Annotated in this window: 16 protein-coding genes and 1 pseudogene; 5 read left to right on the top strand and 12 right to left on the bottom strand. The window is 69.2% G+C overall.

The window, feature by feature from the left end; all coding sequences use genetic code 11:
• The first annotated feature begins 165 nt into the window (after positions 1-165).
• The gene (gene lexA / locus JOF29_RS11970; protein ID WP_307863271.1) at positions 166-930 is read left to right on the top strand and encodes a transcriptional repressor LexA; all 765 of its coding nucleotides are present in this window, start codon (positions 166-168) and stop codon (positions 928-930) included.
• Between the two features lie 48 nt (positions 931-978).
• Positions 979-1,251, top strand: a pseudogene (locus JOF29_RS46270) (glutathione peroxidase); the annotation flags it as partial.
• A 345-nt stretch (positions 1,252-1,596) separates the two neighbouring features.
• On the opposite strand, the gene ligD reads toward JOF29_RS46270, so the two are convergent.
• The 5 genes from ligD to macS form a co-directional block, all read right to left on the bottom strand.
• A complete protein-coding gene (gene ligD, locus JOF29_RS11960) occupies positions 1,597-2,571 on the bottom strand; it encodes a non-homologous end-joining DNA ligase (RefSeq protein ID WP_209694263.1) in 975 nt (324 codons plus the stop codon).
• Complete coding sequence (locus JOF29_RS11955; RefSeq protein ID WP_209694262.1) at positions 2,568-4,565, bottom strand: ATP-dependent DNA helicase; 1,998 nt, start codon at positions 4,563-4,565, stop codon at positions 2,568-2,570. The genes ligD and JOF29_RS11955 overlap by 4 nt, the downstream gene beginning before the upstream one ends.
• A 56-nt stretch (positions 4,566-4,621) precedes the next feature.
• The gene (gene secD / locus JOF29_RS11950; RefSeq protein ID WP_209694261.1) at positions 4,622-6,922 is read right to left on the bottom strand and encodes a protein translocase subunit SecD; all 2,301 of its coding nucleotides are present in this window, start codon (positions 6,920-6,922) and stop codon (positions 4,622-4,624) included.
• 189 nt (positions 6,923-7,111) lie between these two features.
• Positions 7,112-7,744, bottom strand: coding sequence for a response regulator (locus JOF29_RS11945; protein WP_307863270.1), 633 nt, complete (start codon positions 7,742-7,744; stop codon positions 7,112-7,114).
• Between the two features lie 37 nt (positions 7,745-7,781).
• The gene (gene macS / locus JOF29_RS11940; protein WP_307863269.1) at positions 7,782-8,897 is read right to left on the bottom strand and encodes a MacS family sensor histidine kinase; all 1,116 of its coding nucleotides are present in this window, start codon (positions 8,895-8,897) and stop codon (positions 7,782-7,784) included.
• A gap of 189 nt (positions 8,898-9,086) precedes the next feature.
• Here macS and JOF29_RS11935 point away from each other — a divergent pair, with 189 nt between their 5' ends.
• Entirely contained in the window at positions 9,087-11,459 is a 2,373-nt protein-coding gene (locus tag JOF29_RS11935; RefSeq protein ID WP_209694259.1) for an immune inhibitor A domain-containing protein, read from the top strand.
• A gap of 65 nt (positions 11,460-11,524) precedes the next feature.
• On the opposite strand, the gene hflX is transcribed toward JOF29_RS11935, so the two are convergent.
• A complete protein-coding gene (gene hflX / locus JOF29_RS11930; protein WP_209694258.1) occupies positions 11,525-12,994 on the bottom strand; it encodes a GTPase HflX in 1,470 nt (489 codons plus the stop codon).
• A 71-nt stretch (positions 12,995-13,065) separates the two neighbouring features.
• On the bottom strand, positions 13,066-13,908 hold the full coding sequence (gene dapF / locus JOF29_RS11925; protein ID WP_209694257.1) for a diaminopimelate epimerase: 843 nt from the start codon (positions 13,906-13,908) through the stop codon (positions 13,066-13,068).
• A gap of 45 nt (positions 13,909-13,953) precedes the next feature.
• On the opposite strand from dapF, the gene JOF29_RS11920 reads away from it, so the two are divergent.
• Positions 13,954-14,208: a hypothetical protein gene (locus tag JOF29_RS11920; RefSeq protein WP_209694256.1), complete on the top strand. Its 255-nt coding sequence runs from the start codon at positions 13,954-13,956 to the stop codon at positions 14,206-14,208.
• 33 nt (positions 14,209-14,241) lie between these two features.
• On the opposite strand, the gene JOF29_RS11915 is transcribed toward JOF29_RS11920, so the two are convergent.
• The 4 genes from JOF29_RS11915 to JOF29_RS11900 are packed head-to-tail and all read right to left on the bottom strand — an operon-like array spanning position 14,242 to position 18,024.
• Positions 14,242-15,615, bottom strand: coding sequence for an N-acyl-D-amino-acid deacylase family protein (locus JOF29_RS11915; protein ID WP_209694255.1), 1,374 nt, complete (start codon positions 15,613-15,615; stop codon positions 14,242-14,244).
• Between the two features lie 4 nt (positions 15,616-15,619).
• Entirely contained in the window at positions 15,620-16,750 is a 1,131-nt protein-coding gene (gene menC, locus JOF29_RS11910) for an o-succinylbenzoate synthase (RefSeq protein ID WP_245357549.1), read from the bottom strand.
• Positions 16,740-17,375, bottom strand: a complete 636-nt coding sequence (locus JOF29_RS11905; protein WP_209694254.1) for a MurR/RpiR family transcriptional regulator — start codon at positions 17,373-17,375, stop codon at positions 16,740-16,742. The genes menC and JOF29_RS11905 overlap by 11 nt, the downstream gene beginning before the upstream one ends.
• Complete coding sequence (locus JOF29_RS11900) at positions 17,368-18,024, bottom strand: GNAT family N-acetyltransferase (RefSeq protein WP_209694253.1); 657 nt, start codon at positions 18,022-18,024, stop codon at positions 17,368-17,370. Before JOF29_RS11900 ends, JOF29_RS11905 begins: the two co-directional genes overlap by 8 nt.
• Positions 18,025-18,093: 69 nt before the next feature.
• Between JOF29_RS11900 and JOF29_RS11895 the strand changes: the two genes are divergently transcribed.
• On the top strand, positions 18,094-19,176 hold the full coding sequence (locus JOF29_RS11895) for a M20/M25/M40 family metallo-hydrolase (protein WP_209694252.1): 1,083 nt from the start codon (positions 18,094-18,096) through the stop codon (positions 19,174-19,176).
• On the opposite strand, the gene ggt is transcribed toward JOF29_RS11895, so the two are convergent.
• The gene (gene ggt, locus JOF29_RS11890) at positions 19,163-20,962 is read right to left on the bottom strand and encodes a gamma-glutamyltransferase (RefSeq protein WP_209694251.1); all 1,800 of its coding nucleotides are present in this window, start codon (positions 20,960-20,962) and stop codon (positions 19,163-19,165) included. The two genes, JOF29_RS11895 and ggt, sit on opposite strands and share 14 nt — an antisense overlap.

Below are 20,962 nucleotides of genomic sequence, written 5' to 3'. Positions count from 1 at the left end.
AAGCTGCCCGCGTACGCCCTATAACCCGACACCCGAACAAACTTGCGAACCGACACGCCTTCGAACAGATGTTTGAAGAATCTCAAGATTCGGTCTACGGTCGTCTCAGTCGATCAAGCTTTCGGCCGGTGCGAGTTCGCCGGCCCGATCCGAGGAGCAATCAGCGTGGACAAGGCAGCGGGCAAGTCGTCGGGCAAGCCGGCCAAGGACGCCGACCGGACCGTCGCCGAGCTTCCCGACGGGCCGGCCGACGCGACCGGCCTGACGCCGCGGCAGCGCCGCGTGCTGGACGTGATCCGGGACTCGGTGGACAGCCGCGGCTACCCGCCCTCGATGCGGGAGATCGGCGAGCGGGTCGGCCTGACCAGCTCCTCCTCGGTGTCGCACCAGCTCCGGGTGCTGGAGCAGAAGGGCCTGCTCCGCCGCGACCCGAACCGCCCGCGCGCGATCGAGGTCCGCTACCCGGGCGAGGCGGACGCGGCCGCGCGGCGGTCGGCGCTCGGCTCGGTGCGGCAGACGGCGTACGACGAGACCGGTGCCGGCGACGCGCACCCGGACGCGGTGTACGTGCCGATGGTCGGCCAGATCGCCGCCGGTAACCCGATCCTCGCCGAGCAGGAGATCGAAGAGGTCTTTCCGTTGCCCAAGGCAATGGTCGGCGAGGGCACGCTGTTCATGCTGAAGGTCAAGGGTGAGTCGATGATCGACGCCGCCATCTGTGACGGCGACTGGGTGGTCGTCCGGCAGGAGCAGACCGCGGAGAACGGCGACATCGTCGCCGCGATGATCGACGGCGAGGCGACCGTGAAGACGTTCAAGAAGACCAAGAACGAGATCCTGCTGCTGCCCCACAACCCCGCGTTCGAACCGATCGACGGCAAGGACGCGACCATTCTCGGAAAGGTCGTAACAGTTCTGCGCCGAGTCTGACATATCGGACGGCGAGCGAAGTCCGGCGTGACGTGTCAGCATTGAGTCATGACGACTGTCTATGACTTCAGCGCGCGGCGGATCGAAGGCAATGAACAGTCTCTTGCCGATTTCCGCGACCAGGTGCTGCTGGTGGTGAACGTCGCTTCACAGTGCGCTCAGACCCCGCAGTACTCCGGCCTGCAGAAGCTCTACCGGACCTACCGCCGGCAGGGCTTCGCAGTGCTCGGTTTCCCCTGCGACCAGTTCGGCCACCAGGAGCCTGGCGACGAGACCGAGATCGCCAACTTCTGCTCGACGATCTACCACGTCACGTTCCCGATGTTCGCCAAGATCGACGTGAACGGGTCGAAGACGATCCCGTTGTACAACTGGCTCAAGCGGGAGCAGGGCGGCCCTGCTCGGCGGCCGGGTCAAGTGGAACTTCACCAAGTTCCTGGTCGGCCGCGACGGTGGCGTGATCGCCCGCTACGCGCCCACCCACGCGCCCGAGAAGCTGGCCGACAAGATCGAGGCCGCGCTGGCCGTTCCGGCACCGTCGCCGAAAACGAACGACTGACAATCGGTGAATTCCTGCGACAGTTGAACAGCAATTGTCGCAGCGACACGCACTATTCTCCGCATTCCGAACAATTCGGCCCCCGGCCGCATGTCGTGAAATGCATTTCAGGGGCGGTCCAGAAGGACCGAATCCGGGTCGATGTCCAGCCGCAGGCCGCGCCACACCGGGTGCCGCAGCCGGCCGTCGCCGCCCCAGCCGGAGAACGTCACCTCGGCGACCAGGACCGGGTCCAGCCAGTGCGCCCGGCGCCGGTCGGTCAGCGGGATCGTCGCCGGGTCGAACGCGGGCTTGTCGACCTCGAGACCGGCCAGCTCGGCGCTCAGCATGTCCAGCGTCGCGAGGTCCAGCCCGGATCCGACCTTGCCGATCAGCACCAGTTGGTCACCATCGTACGCGCCGCAGTAGAACGAGCCGATCTTGCCTTCCCGGTTGCCCTCCCCCGGGTGCCAGCCGCACAGGATGACGTCGCGGGTCTGCACCGGCTTGATCTTGATCCAGTCGGAGCTCCGCCGCCCGGGCAGGTACCGCGACTTGCGGCGCTTCGCCACCACGCCCTCGAGCCCTTGTGCGGCAGAGAGTTCGAGCGCCTCGGCGCCGTCGGTCAGCGCCGACGGCACCTCCCAGAACGGGTCACCGATGTCCAGCGAATCGAGCAGCCCGCGGCGATCGTCGTACGTTGCCTCCAGCAACCATTCGCCGTCGAAGCGGAGCAGGTCGAACAGCCGCACCGACACCGGCACCTCGGTGATCAGGTGCCGGAGCTGGCGCGGGTCGCGGACGTGCATCCGCCGCTGCAGCAGGCCGAACGACGGCGCACCGTGCTCGTCCAGCGTGACGATCTCCCCGTCCAGTACGGCGGGCAGCCGCAGCCCCGGGGCGTCCGCCAGGCCGATCAGCTCCGGGTACCCGCCGGAGATGTCGTGGCTGTTCCGCGACCACAACCGGCAGACCCCGTCGTCGACGTCGGCGATCACCCGGATGCCGTCCCACTTCAGCTCGTACGACCAGCCCGCTCCGGACGGCAGCTCCCCCAGCGTCGCCATCATCGGCAGCACCGGCGGACCGGTCACGGGGCTCATGACGACTGCAGTCGTTTCAGCGCGCCGAGCACCTTCTCCCGGTCGGCGGTCGGCCACATCGGCGGCAGTGAGGCGCGCAGGAACCCGCCGTACCGCTGGGTGACGATCCGCGGGTCGAGGATCGCGACCACGCCGCGGTCGGAACTGCGGCGGATCAGCCGGCCGGTGCCCTGCGCGAGCAGCAGTCCGGCGTGCGTCGCGGCGACCGACATGAACCCGTTGCCGCCGGCCTCGTCGACGGCGCGCTGCCGGGCCGCCATCAGCGGCTCGTCCGGCCGCGGGAACGGGATCCGGTCGATGATCACCAGGTTGCAGGTCGAGCCGGGGACGTCGATCCCCTGCCACAGCGACAAGGTGCCGAACAGCGAGGTCTCCGGGTCCTCGACGAACTCGCGGGCCAGCTCACCGAGCTGCGCGTCACCCTGGCAGAGCACCTTCAGATCCGTCGATTCGCGCACCGCGGCGGTGGCCGCCTCGGCGGCGCGGCGGGAGGAGAACAACCCGAGCGTCCGGCCGCCGGCCGCGGTGATCAGGTCGACGATCTCCTCGAACTGCTTCTTGCCGAGCCCGTCGCGGTGCGGCGCCGGCAGGTGCTTGGCGACGTACAGGATCGCCTGCTTCTCGTACTCGAACGGGGAGCCGACGTCGAGGCCGCGCCACGGCAGCGGGCCCTTCTCCTCGGCCTCGTCGAGCTCGGGCATCTCGTCGTCGCCGTCGAGCTTGTCGTTCGGGCGGAGGCCCACCTGGCGGGCGATCGCGTCGAAGTCACCGCCGAGCGTCAGCGTCGCGGACGTGAGCACCGCCGTACGGTCCCGGAGGACCAGCTCGCGGAGCAGGCCGGCGACGGTCAGCGGGGCGATCCGGAGCTCGCGGCCGAACCGGTCCCGGTCGATCATCCAGACCACGTCGGCGTCGCTCAGCGCTGCGACCCGCTCGGCGACGTCGAAGATCTCCTTGACCGTGCCCTTGGACTGCCGCTTGGCGCCGTCCGGGTCGTCGTCCTTGTCGTCGGACTTCTTGTTCAGGTCGGAGTACAGCCCGCGGGCGGCGTCGCGGACCAGACCGGCGGCCTCCAGGACGGACGTGTTGGTCGGCTCGATCCGGCCCTCTCGGGTGCCGTCGAGGGCGGCCCGGAGCGCGTCCGAGGCGTCGATCAGGTCGTCGGCCTTGTCGTCGTCGACGAACCGGCGGGCCCGCTTGGCGGCGCGCTCCACCAGCTGCGGCGAGAGCTCGTCGCCGGCCGCGCCGGTGACCCGGGCGGGCAGCTCGTGAGCCTCGTCGACGATCACCACGTCGTGCTCGGGCAGGACCGTCCGGTTCTCGAAGGCGTCGATCGAGAGCAGCGCGTGGTTGGTGATCACGATGTCGGCCTTGCGGGCGAGCTCTTTGGCCTTCTCGGCGAAGCACTCCTCGCCGTACGGGCATTTCTGGGCGCCGAGGCATTCGCGCGCGGCGATCGCGACCTGCTGCCAGGCCTGGTACTGGTGGGAGGGCGCGTGGTCCCGGTCGCCGGCCTCGCCGTCCGCGAGCTGCTGCTCGGCCCATTCGCGCAGCTCGACCACCTGGCGGCCGACCTCTCCGGCAGGCGGCACCTCGACGAGCATGCCGTCGTCGTCCGGCGCGCCCTCGCGGATCCGGTGCAGGCAGGCGTAGTTGTTCCGCCCCTTCTGGATCGCGTACTTCGGCCGTCGCGGCAGGAGCTTCTCGGTCGCGTCGAGCAGCGCCGGTACGTCGCGGTCGACGAGCTGGGACTGCAGCGCGAGGGTCGCGGTCGAGACGACCACCCGGCGGTCCTCGATTGCGTGCACCAGCGCGGGCACGAGGTACCCGAGGGACTTGCCGGTGCCGGTGCCTGCCTGGACGAGCAGGTGCGACCCCTCGTGCATCGCGGTGTCGACGGCCTGCGCCATCTCCACCTGCCCGGGCCGGGTCTGTCCGGCGATCCCGGACACGGCAGCTTCCAGCAGTTCCCGCACATCGACACCCACCGCCATACCCTAGCCCGGCGAGCCGACAGATTTCCGTCCGGCGGGCTGGGGTGTGGATAAACCTAGACGACCGCCCCGCGGTCCGGCTGTGCGTCGCGGTCGACCTGCGTGCGCTTCGGGCGCGGCGGCGGCGCCGGGTAGCGGCGCTCCAGCTCGAGCAGCAGCGGTGCGGCGGTCAGATTCGAGGAGTACGTACCGACGAGGATGCCGAGCAGCAGCGCGAGCGCGAAGTCCGCCAGCGAGTCGCCACCCAGGAACAGCAACGCGGCGAGGATGAACAGCGTCGAGATGCCGGTGTTGATGGTCCGCGGCAGCACGTTCACGATCGCGGTGTCGATGGTCTTGCCGAGGTTGCCGGTGGCGCGGGCGCTGCGGGTCTCGCGGATCCGGTCGAAGACCACGACCGAGTCGTTCACGGTGTACCCGATCACGGTCAGGATCGCGGCCAGGAAGATGCCGTCGACGGGCTTCCCGGTCCAGGCGAAGATCCCGACCACGACGGCGACGTTCTGCAGCAGCGCGAGGACCGCGCCGGCGCCGAACGTCCAGCGGAACCGTGCGGCGAGGTACGCCAGCTGCGCGAACAGCGCGATGCCGAGCGCGATCAGGCCCTTGTTGCGCAGCTCCTTGCCGAGCGACGGGCCGATGCTCTCGTTCCGGATCACCTCGGTGTCGCCGGCGGTCCGGGAGATCGACTCGCGGACCTTCTCCGCCTCGTCGTCGCTGATCGTCCCGGTCCGGATCGTGAAGTTGTCGGTACCGGACGCCTGCACGACCGCGGTCGGATAGCCGGCCTCGGCCACCGCGGCGCGCGCCTGGTCCGGCGTGATCCGCTGCGCCGTACTCACCTCGAGCAGCCGGCCGCCGGTGAACTCGATGCCGAGGTTCAGGCCGCGGACGGCGACCCCCGCGACGCTGACCACGATCGCGACGGCGCTGATCACCAGCCAGCGCTTGCTGTGCTTCATCAGTGCGGGCTGCCGAGCCTCCAGCCAGGTGCGGACGCGGCCGTGCCCGGCGATCCCGCTGAGTCCCGGACGCCGCAGTACGAACCCGCGGGACACCACGAACTCGGCGAACACGCGGGTCACCACCAGCGCGGACAGCATGGACGCGATGACACCGATCGACAGCGTGACGCCGAAGCCGCGGACCGGGCCGGCGGCCAGGAAGAACAGCAGCCCGGCGGCGAGCAGCGTGGTGATGTTGGAGTCGGCGATCGCGGACAGCGCGTTCTGGAAACCGCTGCGCAGCGAACGGCGGAGCCCGTCGGTACGGCCGGCGACGTAGTCCTCGCGGGCACGTTCGAAGACCAGGACGTTCGCGTCGACCGCCATACCGATCGCCAGTACGAAACCGGCCAGACCGGGCAGGGTGAGGGTGGCGCCGAGCGCGGTCAGGGCGGCGTACGAGATCGCGGAATACCCGATCAGGCCGAGGACCGCCATCAGGCCGACCAGACGGTAGACCACGATGATGAACAGGGCCGTCAGGGCGAGACCCAGGATCGCGGCGAGGGCGCTGGCCTGGATCGCGTCCTGGCCGAGGGACGGGCCGACCGTACGCTGGTCGATGACCTCGACCGGTACCGGCAGCGCGCCGCCGGAGATCAGTGCGGCCAGGTCCTTCGCGTCCGCCTCGGTGAAGGCGCCGGAGATCGTCGTCGTACCGCCGGAGATGCCCAGGTTGCAGAGCTGGTTGCCGCCGTTCGGGTCGACCTGCGGGGCGCTGATCACCTCGTTGTCGAGCACGATGGCGATCAGCCGCTGCGGCGTACCGACCGGCTGGCAGGCGGCCTTGCCGGTGATGTTCGCCCAGATCTTGCCGCCGTCGCCCTTGAACTTCATCTGCACGAACCAGCCCTGCGCGACCTGCTGCGGGTCGAGCATGCCGTCCGCGCCGCTGACCAGCTCACCGGTCATCGCAGGCTTGGCGAGCCGCAGGAAACCCTGCCCTTGGTCACTCGGCAGGTACGTCTCGCCCGCCGCGGGCTTGGCCGGTTTGGCCGCGACCTGGTCCAGAACCTCGTGGAAGGTGAGCTGTGCGGTCTTGCCGATCACCTTCGCGGCCTCGCGCGGATCCTGGACGCCGGGCAGCTCGACGATGATCCGGTTCTCGCCCTGCCGGGTGACGTTCGGCTCACTGACCCCGAGCGCGTCGATCCGCCGGTGCAGCACCTGCGTCGCCTTGTCGGTGGTCTCCTTGGTCACCTTCACCGTCGGCGAGTCCTTGGCCTGCAGCACGATCTGCGTCCCGCCGCGCAGGTCGAGACCGAGTTGTGGTTTCGCCGTCAGCGTGACGTACGTCGCCCCCGCCAGCACCAGAAACGCGAGCAGAGCACGGACAAGGGACGACCGGTTCACCGAAGCCTCCGGAGGTGGGCACCCAACGCACAGGTGTCTTGACACAGAGCATCCACGCAGCCGTGGAACGCCCAGTGTACGAACGCCCCACAATCACACAAGCGACCGTGTCGCAACCGTAACCTCACCCAAACCCCACGTGCTCCGCGGCCTCACGCAGTCGGTTCAGCCGGACGCATCGCGGGGCTTTTAGTCGTCCAGGCCGTTTTCGATGGCGTAGCGGACGAGTTCGGCTCGGTTGTGGAGTTGGAGTTTGCGGAGGGTGTTTTGGACGTGGTTCTCGACGGTGCGGTGGGAGAGGACGAGGCGGGTGGCGATCTGTTTGGCGGTGAGGCCGCGGGCGACCAGGCGGAGGACTTCGGTTTCGCGGTCGGTCAGTTGGGGGACCTCGGGGCCGGTGGCGCCCAGGCGGCGGTATTCGCCGAGGAGCAGTCCGGCGAGGCCGGCGCTGAAGACGGCGTCGCCTTCGGCGGTACGGCGTACGGCGTCGTCGAACTCGTCCAGGGACGCGGACTTCACCAGGTAGCCGGACGCGCCGTTCTTCACCGCGGCGAGTACGTCGTCCTGTTCGGCGCTGGCCGACAGCACCAGCACGCGGGTGTCCGGCAGCGCGGTGGTGATCGACCGGGTCGCGTCGACGCCGGAGCCGGTGCCCAGCTGCAGATCCATCACCACCACATCCGGCCGGGTCGCCAGCGCGATCTTCACCGCGCTCGCCACGTCCGAGGCGGTCGCGCACACGTCGTACCCGCGGCTGCCGAGGTCTCGGGCGACGCCTTCGCGCCACATCGGGTGGTCGTCGACGATCATCACGCGCGTCACGCCTGCCCCACAAACGACCCGCCAAAACGCAGTCCGGTCATACTTTCAACTCCCATTCGGTTCCTTCGCCGGGGGCGGTGCGGACGGTGACGGTGCCGCCGAGGTCGGTGATGCGGCCGCGGATGGACTGGCTGACGCCGAGGTGGCCGTCGACGCGGGCCTGTTCGAGCCGGGCGGGCGTCGTACCGATTCCGTCGTCGCGGATCGACACCGCGACCTCCTCCCCCAGTTCCTCCACGACGACCCACGACCGGGCGTCCGGGCCGGCGTGTTTGCTCACGTTGCTCAGCGCTTCCTTGACCGCGGCAACCAGTTCAGCGGCCGTCGACGAAGGCAGCAGCACCTGCCCGGCAGGTACGACGACATCGACCCGCGTTGTGGCCAACGGCAACAACAACCCGCACAGATCGACGCGGTCCCCGGGAGCGACGGCCGGTCGCGTCGACATCAAGGTGCGCAGGGCAACCTCCTGTTCCGCGGCCAGCTCGGCCAGTTCGAGCGCCTCGCCGCCGATCGCCGTACCGCGCCGCTGGACCTGCGCCAGCACCTGCAGTACGCCGTCGTGGATCGACCGACTGAGCCGCAGCCGTTCCGCGGTCGCGCCCTCCGTGGCGATCGCCGCACGCAGCCGCTCCCCCGCCTGGCGCATCGTCGTGGCGGCGTACCCGACGACCAGGCCGGTCACCAGCAGCAGTTGCACGTTGCCGAGGATCTTCGACACGTGATCCACCCCGCGCAGCGACAGCAACGCGAGACTGATCGTCGCCGCGCCGAGCAGGCCCCCGTCGCGCCCGCGGGAGATCGCGAGCGCGAGCACCGGCCCGGCCGCCCACACCGACGTCAGCACGGACGCGCCGGCGCGGATGTCGGGCAGCGGCTGCGCCCACAGGGTCGCGTACATGCAGGCGACCGTGACAATCAGGTCCGCGAACGCGAGCCGGGTGTTCCGGCGCCCCCAGCGGATGCTGTAGCCGTACGACGAGATCAGCGTCCAGACACCCATCACGGCGAGCTGCAGCACCGCGCCGTACGGCCGGACGATGCCGTCCCACCGGGCCCACACGCCGAGGCACGCGAACACCCAGGTGAGCACCCGGAACACGACCAGCGCACGCCACAACGGCTGCAGCAGGTCGACGGCCGGGCGCTCCACGCGGGACAGTCTGCCAACCCCGAGGCCGGGCATGCGTGAGCCCTTCTACTCAGAACGCAGGTTTCCCCGAAAGCTTCACAGGTTTTCCTCAGTTCCACTTCAGCTGACCGGATTTTCCCCGTACTCTCGCTGGAATTCACGCTCGGGGGAGCTTCGATCACACAGCGTCATCAGACACGGAGGGGAATCGTGCGCAAGCTACCCGCCGGGCTGTTCAGCCTGGCTTTGGCGGCCACGACCGGGCTCGGCATCGCCGCCGCCTCGGCCAACGCCGCCACACCGCCCAAGTCAGGATCGGCGCCGATCGCCAGCGAGGCAGCGCCGGCGCCGGACGAGCTGTCCAGCCCGCTCGAGGACAAGCGGCGCGAGCTGCGGCAGGAGGCCCTGACCAAGGTCATCAACGGGCAGGCCACGCCGGAGCAGCGCAACGGCAGTACGGTCGTCAACCTCGGCGCCAAGGCGGCTGGTGCGAAGGGCACCAAGAACGCCAAGGGCAAGGTCGACCAGTACGTCGAGCTGTCCCGGGAGAAGACCGACCGGATCTTCGTGATCCTCGCCGAGTTCGGCAACGAGCGGCACCCGAACTATCCGGACAAGGACCAGAACCCAACCATCCCGGGCCCGGCGCGCTTCGACGGCCCGCTGCACAACGAGATCCCGGCGCCGAACCGCTCGGTCGACAACTCGACCGTCTGGCAGGCCGACTACAGCCGGCAGCACTTCCAGGACCTGTACTTCGGCGCCGGCAACTCGGTGAAGAACTACTACGAGAAGCAGTCGTCCGGCCGCTACAGCGTCGACGGTCAGGTCACCGACTGGGTCAAGGTCAAGTACAACGAGGCCCGCTACGGCCGGTCGAACGGCTACCCGTGCAGCGGCAACGTCTGCAACAACACCTGGAACCTGATCCAGGACGCCGTGAACCAGTGGGTCGCCGACCAGGAGACCAAGGGCCGGACCAAGGCCGAGATCACCGCGGACCTGAAGTCGTTCGACCAGTGGGACCGCTACGACTACGACGGTGACGGCAACTTCAACGAGCCGGACGGCTACATCGACCACTTCCAGATCGTGCACGCCGGCGGCGACCAGGCCGACGGCGACCCGTGGCAGGGCGAGGACGCGATCTGGTCGCACCGCTGGTACGCCGGTTTCCCGGGCGGCCCGGCGACGAACCCGAACGGCGGCGCGCAGATCGGCGACACCGGCCTGTACGTCGGTGACTACACGATCCAGCCGGAGAACGGCGGGATCAGCGTGTTCGCGCACGAGTACGGCCACGACCTCGGTCTGCCGGACGAGTACGACACCTCCGGCGCGGCCGTCGAGAACGGCGTGAACTGGTGGACGATCATGTCCCAGAGCCGGGTCAGCAAGCCCAGCGACGGTGGAATCGGCGAGCAGGCAGCCGACTTCAACGCCTGGGACAAGCTGCAGCTCGGCTGGCTGGACTACGAGATCGTGAACGCCGGCCAGAACCGGACCGTCGACCTCGGCCCGCACGAGTACAACTCGAAGAAGGCCCAGGGCCTGGTGGTCACGCTGCCGAAGAAACAGGTGCAGCACCAGCTGGTCCAGCCGCCGTCCGGGACGAAGGACTGGTGGAGCGGCCAGGGCAACAACTTCACGCACACGATGAGCCGCCAGGTCACGCTCCCGGCCGGTCAGCCCGCGAGCCTCACGTTCCAGGCGAACTGGGACATCGAGGACTGCGGTACGACGGCCTGCGACTACGCGTACGTCGACGTGAACGACGGCACCGGCGCGAAGCCGATCAAGGGCACTATCACGAAGGATGCCGAGGGCAACGGTATCGACGGGAACAGCAACGGCTGGGTGCCGGCCACGTTCGACCTGTCGGCGTACGCCGGGAAGACGGTCACGCTGCAGTTCCGCTACGTCACCGACCCGGCGGCCGGCGGGATCGGGTTCTTCGCCGACGACATCAAGGTGACGTCAGGTTCCACCACGGTGCTCGACTCCGGCGCCGAGACCTCGCCGGACGGCTGGACGCTGAACGAGTTCAGCGCGGTCGGGTCGTCGTACACGAGCCAGCACGACAACTACTACCTGGCGTCGAACATCAACTACGTCGACCACGACAAGTACCTGCAGACCGGCCCGTACAACTTCGGCTGGGCGAGCACGCTGCCGGACAAGGTCGAGCACTTCCCGTACCAGGACGGTCTGCTGATCTGGTACTGGGACACCTCGCAGTCCGACAACAACACCAACACCCACCCGGGCGCCGGCCTGATCCTGCCGATCGACGCGCACCCGACGCCGATCAACCGGCTCGACGGCCAGCTCTGGCGCCCACGGGTCGCGGCGTACGACGCACCGTTCGGCCTCGAGAAAGCGGACTCGTTCACGCTGCACGCGAACGGGCAGGCGAGCTACATCCGCGGCCAGAACGCCGTACCGACCTTCAACGACAGCAACTCGTACTGGTCCGCCGACCAGCCGACGAGCAGCGTCAAGGTCCCGAACAACGGCATCAACATCAAGGTCCTCTCGAAGACCGGCACCTCGATGAAGATCCAAATCACCAAGCGCAAGTGAAAGACACTTACGTCCGAAGATCTGAGGGCAATAACCCACAGATCTTCGGACGCAAGTGGTGGAGCTTACTGGTGGTACCGCGTCAGGTCGCCGGCTAGGGCCGGGTGGACGCGGCCGGTGATGCGGGTGCCGTCAGCGGTGTGTTCGAGCTGTTCGACCGAGCCCTCGGAGTGGATCCGGGAGACCAGGTCGCCGCGCTCGTACGGGAGCAGGACGTCGACCAGGACGTGCGGCTGCGGCAGGGCGCCCTCGATCAGCTCGCGGAGCTTGTCCATGCCTTCGCCGGTCCGGGCCGAGACCACGATCGCGTTCGGCTCGCGGTGCAGGATCGGCGCCAGCGCGAGCGGGTCGGCGGCGTCGGCCTTGTTGATCACCACGATCTCCGGTACGTCGGTCGCGTCGATCTCGGCCAGCACCTCGCGGACCGCCTGGATCTGCGCGATCGGGTCCGGGTGCGAACCGTCCACCACGTGCAGCAGCAGGTCCGCATCGGCGACCTCCTCCAGCGTCGAGCGGAACGCCTCGACGATGTCGTGCGGGAGGTGCCGGACGAACCCGACCGTGTCGGTCAGCGTGAACACGCGGCCGTCCGAGGTCGTCGTACGGCGGGTGGTCGGGTCCAGGGTCGCGAACAGCGCGTCCTCGACCAGAACGCCCGCGCCGGTGAGCTGGTTCAGCAGCGAGGACTTGCCGGCGTTGGTGTAGCCCGCGATCGCGACCGAGGGAACCAGGTTCCGGCGGCGCTCCTGGCGCATCGTCGAGCGGGTGCTCTTCATGTTCTTGAGCGACCGGCGGAGCTTGGCGATCTTGGTGTTGATCCGGCGCCGGTCGGTCTCGATCTTGGTCTCACCGGGACCACGGCCACCGATACCGCCACCGGCCGCGCCGACGCGTCCACCGGCCTGGCGGGACAGGTTGCCACCCCAACCACGCAGGCGCTGCTTCATGTACTGCAGCTGCGCCAGCTCGACCTGGGCCTTGCCTTCCTTGCTCTTCGCGTGCTGCGCGAAGATGTCCAGGATCAGCGCGGTCCGGTCGACCACCTTGACCTTGAGCTTGTCCTCGAGGTTGCGCAGTTGCGCAGGCGCCAGCTCGCCGTCCGCGATCACGGTGTCCGCGCCCAGCGACGCGACCAGGTTGCGCAGGTCGGACACCTTGCCGGAGCCGATGAAGGTCGCCGGGTCCGGCTTCTTCCGGCGCTGGATCACGCCGTCCAGGACCTCGGAGCCCGCCGTTTCGGCGAGCAACTTCAGCTCGGCCAGCGAGTTCTCCGCGTCCTCGGCGCTGCCCTCGGTCCAGACGCCGACCAGCAGCACCCGCTCCAGCAGCAGCTTGCGGTACTCGACCTCGCTGATGTCGGTCAGCTCGGTCGACATGCCGACCACGCGGCGGAGCGCCTGGCGCTCTTCGAGGTCGAGGCCCTCGGTGGTCCGCTCGGAATCGTGACCCTTCAACGAATCGCCGGAGTCATCGCCCTCTAAGAGGTCGAGTTCGACGTCGGAGGTCTCGTCGTACAACTTTGATTGGGTCGTCATATACCTTCCATGGTGGCACGGGCCTCAAGTACAAGCGACCCGTTTACAGCAGTCAACGCCCCACGCAGGGGTCAGATTCCCAACCAGGCGCGGTCGAACTCCCCGCGCGCGTGCAGGACGGCCGGACCGGTCAGCTCCAGATGGTTGTCCGCACGCCACGTCACCGTCACCTCACCACCCGGTACGCCGACCCGATACGTCACCGGCAGCTCGTCCCGCGCCTGGCGTGCCGCGGCCACGGTTACCGCACACGTACCCGTTCCGCAGGAGCGGGTCTCCCCCGCGCCGCGCTCGTGGACCCGCATCTGGACGTCGTGTGCGTCCCGCCGTACGACGAACTCGACGTTCACGCCCTGCGGGAACGCCTCCGTCGGCGTCCACGTGGGCTGGTCGCACAGGTTGCCCGGCTCGGCCAGGCTGTCGACGAACGCGACCGCGTGCGGGTTGCCCATGTCGACGTGCAGGGCCGGCCACTGATGACCGTTGGCCTCGACCACGACCCCGGCCGCGGCGGGGAGCTTCGGGGCGCCCATGTCGACGGTCAGCGTGCCGTCGTCGTTCTGCGCGACCTCCTTGACGCCGGCGCGGGTACCGACCCGGACCGGTTTGCCGTCGATCAAGCCCGCCTCGGCGAGGTACTTCACGAACACCCGGACGCCGTTCCCGCACATCTCCGCGATCGAACCGTCAGCGTTCCGGTAGTCCATGAACCAGTCGCCGCCGTCCTCGACGTACGACTGCTTGCCGCCCTGGATCACCCGCAGTACGCCGTCCGCGCCGAGCCCCGCGTGCCGGTCGCAGAGGAACCGGACCACGGCAGTGTCCAGCTCGCCGTGCACCGAACCGTCCGGGTCGGGCAGGATCACGAAGTCGTTCTCCGTGCCGTGACCCTTCACCCAGGAAAAGGTACTCATGGCGCCAAGCGTACGGCGGGCCCGTCCAGGTCGTACCGTTTGGGGATGATCGCGTACTTCTGGGAGCGGGAGGACGCCGCGGACGTCGCCGAACGGCTGGGCGGGGAGGTACGCCGCGGACGGTTCCACGGGGAGGACGACGACGAGGATCACCCGTGGCTCGTCGTGCTCCACGACGTCGACCGCGGCGAACTGGACGCGTTGCTGAGCGAGTACGACGGCTGGCTGGAGTCCGAGGCGGACGACGAGCCGACCGCTCCTACGCCGCTGCCGGACGCTCCGAAGCGGTTGAAGAAATAGCATCAGCTGGACAGGTAATCGACCTGGTACATCTCAGTCGCCAAAGCCGATGATCCGACCAGGACGGCGGCCGGTCGGGGCGCCGTTGGAGAGAACCGGTTGGCCGGCGACCAGGACGTGCGTCACCCCGACGGACGGTTGCCACGGATCGTCGTACGTCGACTTGTCGGCGATCTGGTCCGCGTCCAGGACGACGAGGTCCGCGATCGCGCCGGGCCGGAGCACGCCGCGGTCCGCCCAGCCGAGGCGGGATGCCGGGAGTGAGGTCATGCGGCGGATCGCCTCCGACACGGCGAACAGTTGACGGTCGCGGGCGTAGTGGCCGAGGACTCGGGGAAAGGTGCCGAAGTTGCGCGGGTGCGGGTGCCCGGGGCCGGTCGCGTCCATGATCCAGCCGTCGCTGGCGATCGCTGTGCGCGGGTGTTCCAGGACTGCGGTCACGTCCTCCTCGCGCATCGCGTGGTTGACGACGCTGACCGCGGCCTGGTGGGACTCGAGGATGCGAAGCACGACCTCGGCGGCGTCGACGCCGTCGCGGCGGGCGATCTCGGTGAGGCTCAGCCCACGACAGGCCTCGTACGGCCCGGGCGGGAGGGATGCGATCACAACCGTGTCCGGTGAGAGCAGTACGTCGCCCCGCAGAGCCTCGGCGATCCGCGCCCGCTCGGCAGGATCAGTAAGCCGGTCGAGAAGCGTGTTGCCGGAGAGGGCCCACGCCGGGAGGCGGGTGGTTAGGGTCGTGTTGGTGGCGGTGTAGGGGTAGGCGTCCCAGCCCAGGTCCACGTCGGTCACCTGGCCGAGGTGTTCCAGGGCCAACGCCGCGACTTCCTCGGGCGACGCATAGGTGCCGGGTGCATAGATCAGGCCCGTGGAGAAGCCGACCGCTCCCTGGTCGGCAGCCGACCGCAGCAGGTCCTGCATCAGCCGCAGTTCAGCAGCTGACGGTGCCCGCTGAGCGGTGCCCATCGCGGCGATCCGGAGCGTGCAGTGGCCGACCTGCAGCGCCAGGTTGACCGCCGGTTCCAACGTTGCAGCGAAGCCCGCCAGATCGGTCCACGACCAGCCGTGCCGCGGCCCGAGGAACGCCGTACCGGCCTTGAGGGTTTCCAGGTCGGTGACCGGGAACGGCGACCATCCGCAGTTCCCGGCGACCAGCGTGGTGACGCCCTGCGCGAGCTGCGACGCCGCGCCCGGACTTGTACCGAGACTGAAATCCGCGTGTGAGTGCAGATCGATGAACCCCGGTGCCACAATGTTGCCCGTGGCATCGATTACCTCGGCTTCGGAGACCGGCTCGGCGGGTGGCAGCACCGCACTGATGCGGCCGCCTTCGACCAGTACCGTCCCGGGCCGCGGTTCGCTGCCAGTACCGTCGGCGATCAGGCCGCCGATCAGCGCGAGGCGCATCGAGTCACTCCTGTCCTGGGCGGAGAGTCAGTTCGTCGACCGTGTTCGCGGTGACGAACTCCCGGTCGACCTGATGCCCGAGCCCTGGCCCGTCAGGTACCTGGACGACCCCGTCGACAGCGGTCACGGCGGGCTCGACGACGTCCCGGGCGTAGTACTTCTCCGAGGCGGACACGTCCGATGGGAGGGTGAAGCCGGCGAGGCTGGATAGCGCGACGTTCGCGAGCCGGCCGACGCCGAACTCGTGCATGCCGCCACACCAGACCGGAATCCCGGCCTCCCGCGCCCGATCGTGCGCCGCCCGCGCCACGGTCAGACCGCCCATCCGCGACACCTTGATGTTGAGCACCTCCAGGGCCTCCAGCTGGAGCGCGGTCTCCAGGTCGGCGAGCGTCTCGATGCTCTCGTCGAGGCAGACCGGGGTTGAGATCATGGTCTGCAGGCGAGCGTGGGTGAGCAGGTCGCGAGGCGCGAAGGGCTGCTCGATCATCGTCAGCTCGAACCCGTCCAACTGCTGCAGGTGCGCGAGGTCGTCGGCGGTGTAGATGCCGTTGGCATCGACGTGCAGATCGAGCTTCGGGTACGTCGAACGCACGGCCCGGACAGGTTCGACGTCCCATCCGGGCGCGATCTTCAGCTTCACCCGCGGGTAGCCGGCGTCCACCTGGTGCTGCACCTGTACGAGCAGGTCGTCGATCGTCGGCTCGATCCCCAGCGACACCCCCGCGACAACCTCGCTCCGCGTACCTCCTAGAACAGTTGCCAGCGGCAGCTGTCGCGATTCTGCCCAGAGGACCCAGGCGGCTGTGTCCACGCCTGCTTTGGCGAACTGGTTGCCGCGGATCTTCGACCAGGCGCCTGCCAGGTCCGCGGGGCGGGTCCACGAGCGGTCGAGCACCGCGGGCAGCAGGTACTTCGACGCGATGTGCCAGCAGGACTCGACCGTTTCCGGTGCGTAGTACGGGTCGGAGGACGAGGCGATCTCGCCCCAGCCGATCGCACCCGACGCGTCCTCCAACTCGACCAGGATGTGGTCGAGGAACGCCTTGCGATGCGAGCTCGTCCGGAACTCGTGCACCAGCGGCATCCGCACCCGGTGCAGCCGGGCCGCGACAACCTTCAGCTCAGTTGACATACAACCCCAGCTCCGTGTTCAGCCGATCCCGCTCGACCAGCCGCCGCCGCGCGCCCTTCGCACTGGCGGTGGTCAGCGTGGCGAGGACGTGCAGCACGGAGGCGACGACGGTCGGCGAGTCGACGTACGACGCGCTCCCGGTGGCGACGTAGATGCTCTGGTCGGCGACCTTCGCCAGCGGCGCGTCCTCGAAGTCCGTGATCGCGACCAGCTCCCCGCCGGCCTCCGCGAACCGGCGCGCGATCTCGACCGTGTCGCGCCGGTACCGCCGGAACGAGAACGCGACCATCAGGTCGTTCGACCGGACGTCGGCCAGGACGTCGACGCCACGCTCCACGGTGCCGTCGACCAGCGTCACCTGCGAGAGGCCCGCGCCGAGGTCGAAGGCGAGCAGCGACGCGTACGAGAACGACTTCGCGGAGCCGATGATGAACCGCCGGCGGGCCGCGACGATCCGGGCGGCCGCCTGCGCGATCGACCCGTCGGTGCGGATCTGGTCCAGCGCCTCGTCGATCGAGGCACGTTCCTGCTCGACCACGCGGCGCTGCAGCAGCGTCGACGAGCGCCGTTGCAGGCGGGCGTCGTACCGCTCCTGAGGGCTCGTGAGCTCGCGGTTGTCACGCATCGTCGGCCGCCGCGAAGCAGTAGACGCCAGTACCGTCGGGGCGCCCCTGGCAGGACACGGCGACGAGGCCCTTCCCCAGCAGCTCCTCGAACGAACCGCGGAGGTCGGTCGTTGGCACGGCCAACTCGGCCACCGGAGTCGGGGTCGACGGCTGCTCGCGGGTCAGGTCCCACTCGACCACGACGCGGTCGGTGCCGGGACCGTACATGTCCGGCGCGTACCAGCGCCCGCGGGCGCCGAGCACGTCGAGGTTGAAGTGGGCGTTGCGGATCTGGGCCGGATCGTACGTCCAGCGCATCCGCGACATTCCGTGGCTGAGGGCAACTTCTTTCTGGGCATGCTTGAGCATCCGGCCCAGGCCGTGCCCCTGCTGCCCGGCGGCCACCACCGCGGACTGCGAGTAGTGGTAGAACCCGCGCCGGTCGGTCGCGCAGAAGCCGTACGCGAACGCGACCAGCTGATCGCTCTCGTCGAGGATGCCGACCACCGAGCCGCCGTTGCTCGCGAGCGCCCCGAGCAGCCGCGGATTCAGGCCGTACGCCGGGTCCAGGTAGCCGAACACCCCGCGGTACAACTCCGACGCCTCGGCGAACCGGGACGCCGTGGTGAGCGAGACCGCACGGAAGCCCACCTCAGAGATACGATTCATATCCTGACCATAGCCGCATTCGGAGAACTCTGGCCAGCCGTCGATCGGATGATGATACGTTGACTATCCATGATGATCGAGCGACTCCAGGAGTACGTCGGCGTGGAGACGCCGACCGGTGACGCGGCCGCGCTGAACGCGTTCACCGACCGGCTGGCGACGCGGTACGCCGACCTCGGCGCGACCGTCCGCCGCGAGCAGCACCCGACCGGCGACCACCTGGTGGCGGACTTCCCGGGCCGCCCGGACGAGGCTCCGCTACTGTTCCTCGCGCACCACGACACCGTCTGGCCGATCGGGCAGCTCGACGGCCCGATGCCGTGGCACGAGGCGGACGGGGTCATCCACGGCCCGGGCGTCTTCGACATGAAGGGCGGCCTGGTCGTCCTGGAGACCGCCCTCGAACAGGTCGCCGGCAGCGAGCACCGGCCGCTGCGCATCGTGGTGGTCGCGGACGAGGAGGTCGGTTCGCCGTCGGCCCGCGCACTCGTGACGACCGAGGCCGAGGGTGTGTACGCCGCCTTCGGGTTCGAGCCGCCGCATCCGGACGGCGGCCTGAAGACCTCGCGCTGGGGCAGTACGCGGGTCCGGATCGAGGTCGCCGGCCGTGAGGCGCATGCCGCACTGGATCCGGACAGCGGGGTCTCCGCGATCGACGAGCTCGTCGACCAGTTGATCGCCGTCCGACGAGTGGTCGCCGCGCACGAGCACGTGCTGTGCAACGTCGGCACGATCACCGGCGGCGGGCGGACGAACGTCGTACCGGGCGCAGCCGCCGCCGACGTCGGATTCCGGTTCATGGATCCGGAGACCGAGCGGTCGGTCCTGGAGGCGATCGCCGGACTCCGGCCGGTCCGCGACGCCCAGGTACAGACGCGCATCTTGTCGAACCGTCCGGCCTGGCAGCCGTCGCCCGGAACCGACGAACTGTTGGCGAAGGTGGTCGAGGCCGGGCGGTCGGTCGGACAGAAGATCGGCGGCGCGCCCGCGTCCGGCGCCGCCGACACGAACCTCACCGGATGGTTGGGTATCCCAACGTTGGACGGCCTGGGGCCGGTGGGCAAGGGCGCCCACGCCGTCCACGAGCAGGTGATCGCGGCGACCCTGGCCGAACGAGCAGCCCTGGTCGCCGCGATCATCACCTCTCTCTGACTACTCCGGCCGCTCCCCCACCCCGCCGGGTAGGTTCTGCCGCCGCGAGAATCGCACCACCCGGCAGGAACTCGAGCGCCGCGACCGCACCGATCTCGGCCGCCGAACTCCCCGGCGCACCGGCCGGTGTGAACGTGTGCCCGTACGGTGCCAGGGCGGCGCCGTACTTGTCGATGAACGACTGCTCCGCCGTCACCGACGCGGTGTTGCGCTGCGACGCCCGCGGGGCCGCGATCGCCTGCGGCAGCGTCATACCGCGGTCCAACCGGTTCGTCAGCGTCTGCAGGACGGTCGTGATGATCGTCGAACCACCCGGCGAACCGATCGCGATGTACGGCTTGTCGCCGCGCAGCACGATCGTCGGGGACATCGACGACCGCGGCCGCTTGCCGGCCTCGACGATGTTCGGGTCCTTCGGGTCCGGCACCGCCGAGAAGTCGGTGAGCTCGTTGTTGAGCAGGAAGCCCCGGCCCGGCACGGTGATCCCGCTGCCGCCGGTCTGCTCGATGGTCAGCGTGTACGAGACCACGTTGCCCCACTTGTCAGCAGTCACCAGGTGCGTCGTCGACCGTCCCTCGGTGTCCGGGCGCTGGTCGACCGCACTGCCCTTGCCGCAGCGCGAGTACTTCCCGTCCGGCGAGCCCGCCGGCACCGGCTTGGTCGCCGCCTTCTGCGGGTCGATCAAGCAGGACCGCTCGGCCCCGAAGCCCTTCGACAACAGCTCCTTCAGCGGTACGTCGACGTACGCCGGGTCGCCGACGTACGCACCCCGGTCGGCGAAGGCGAGCGCCGACGCCTCGAGGTACGTGTGCAGCGCCTGCGTGGTGGACATCTGCGCCAGGTGCTGCGACTGCAGGATGTTCAGCGCCTCGCCGACCGTGCTGCCGCCGGATGACGACGGGGGCATCCCGTAGACCTCCAGACCGTCGTACCGGACCTTCGTCGGTGCACGGTCGATCGCGCCGTACGCCGCGAGGTCGCTCGCCCGCAGGTACCCGGGGAAGAACGGCAGCGTGGCGCCGGGCGTCTTCGGCGGGTTCTTCGCGACGGCTGCCATCTCACCCGCGAGCGGGCCGCGGTAGAACACCGACGGTCCTTGCCGGCCGATCAGCGTGTACGTCGCGGCGAGCTCGGGGTTCTTGAACAGCGAGCCGACCTGCGGCGCGTCGCCGTTCGGAAGGAACAGCTTGGCGGTCGGCACGACCTGCGAGAAGCGGTCCTTGTTCTCCAGCGTCTGCAGGCGGAACGTCGGGTCGACGACGAAGCCACGCTCGGCCAGCTCCGCGGCCGGCTTCAACGCTTTGCCGAGCGACAGCGATCCCCACTGCTTCAGGGCGCTGTTCCAGGTGGCGAGGGTCCCGGGTACGCCGATCGAGACGCCGGACGTCACCAGTTGCGCGAACGGGTACGGCTGGTTCGTCGACTTGTTCATGAACGCGTCGGACGGCATCGTCGCGGGCGCGGTCTCGCGGCCGTCGATCGTGGTCACCTTGTGGCTCTTGGCGTTGTAGTACACGAAGTACCCGCCGCCGCCGATACCGGCCGAGTACGGTTCGGTGACGCCGAGCGCGGCGGCGGTCGCGACGGCCGCGTCGACGGCGTTACCACCACGACGCAGTACGTCGAGACCGATGTTCGTCGCGTCCGGATCGACCGACGACACGGCGCCGCCGTACCCGATCGAGACCGGCTGTCTGGTCGGCGCCTGGGCCTGAGCGCTGGTGGTCGCGGTGAAGGCGGTGAGAACGAGGGTTCCTGCGGACAGAGAGGCGATCAGCTTCTTCAC

Source organism: Kribbella aluminosa, from assembly GCF_017876295.1.
GTDB lineage: Bacteria > Actinomycetota > Actinomycetes > Propionibacteriales > Kribbellaceae > Kribbella > Kribbella aluminosa.
The sequence above is the reverse complement of the archived record's forward strand: the minus strand, read 5'-3'. Positions and strand labels throughout refer to the sequence as shown.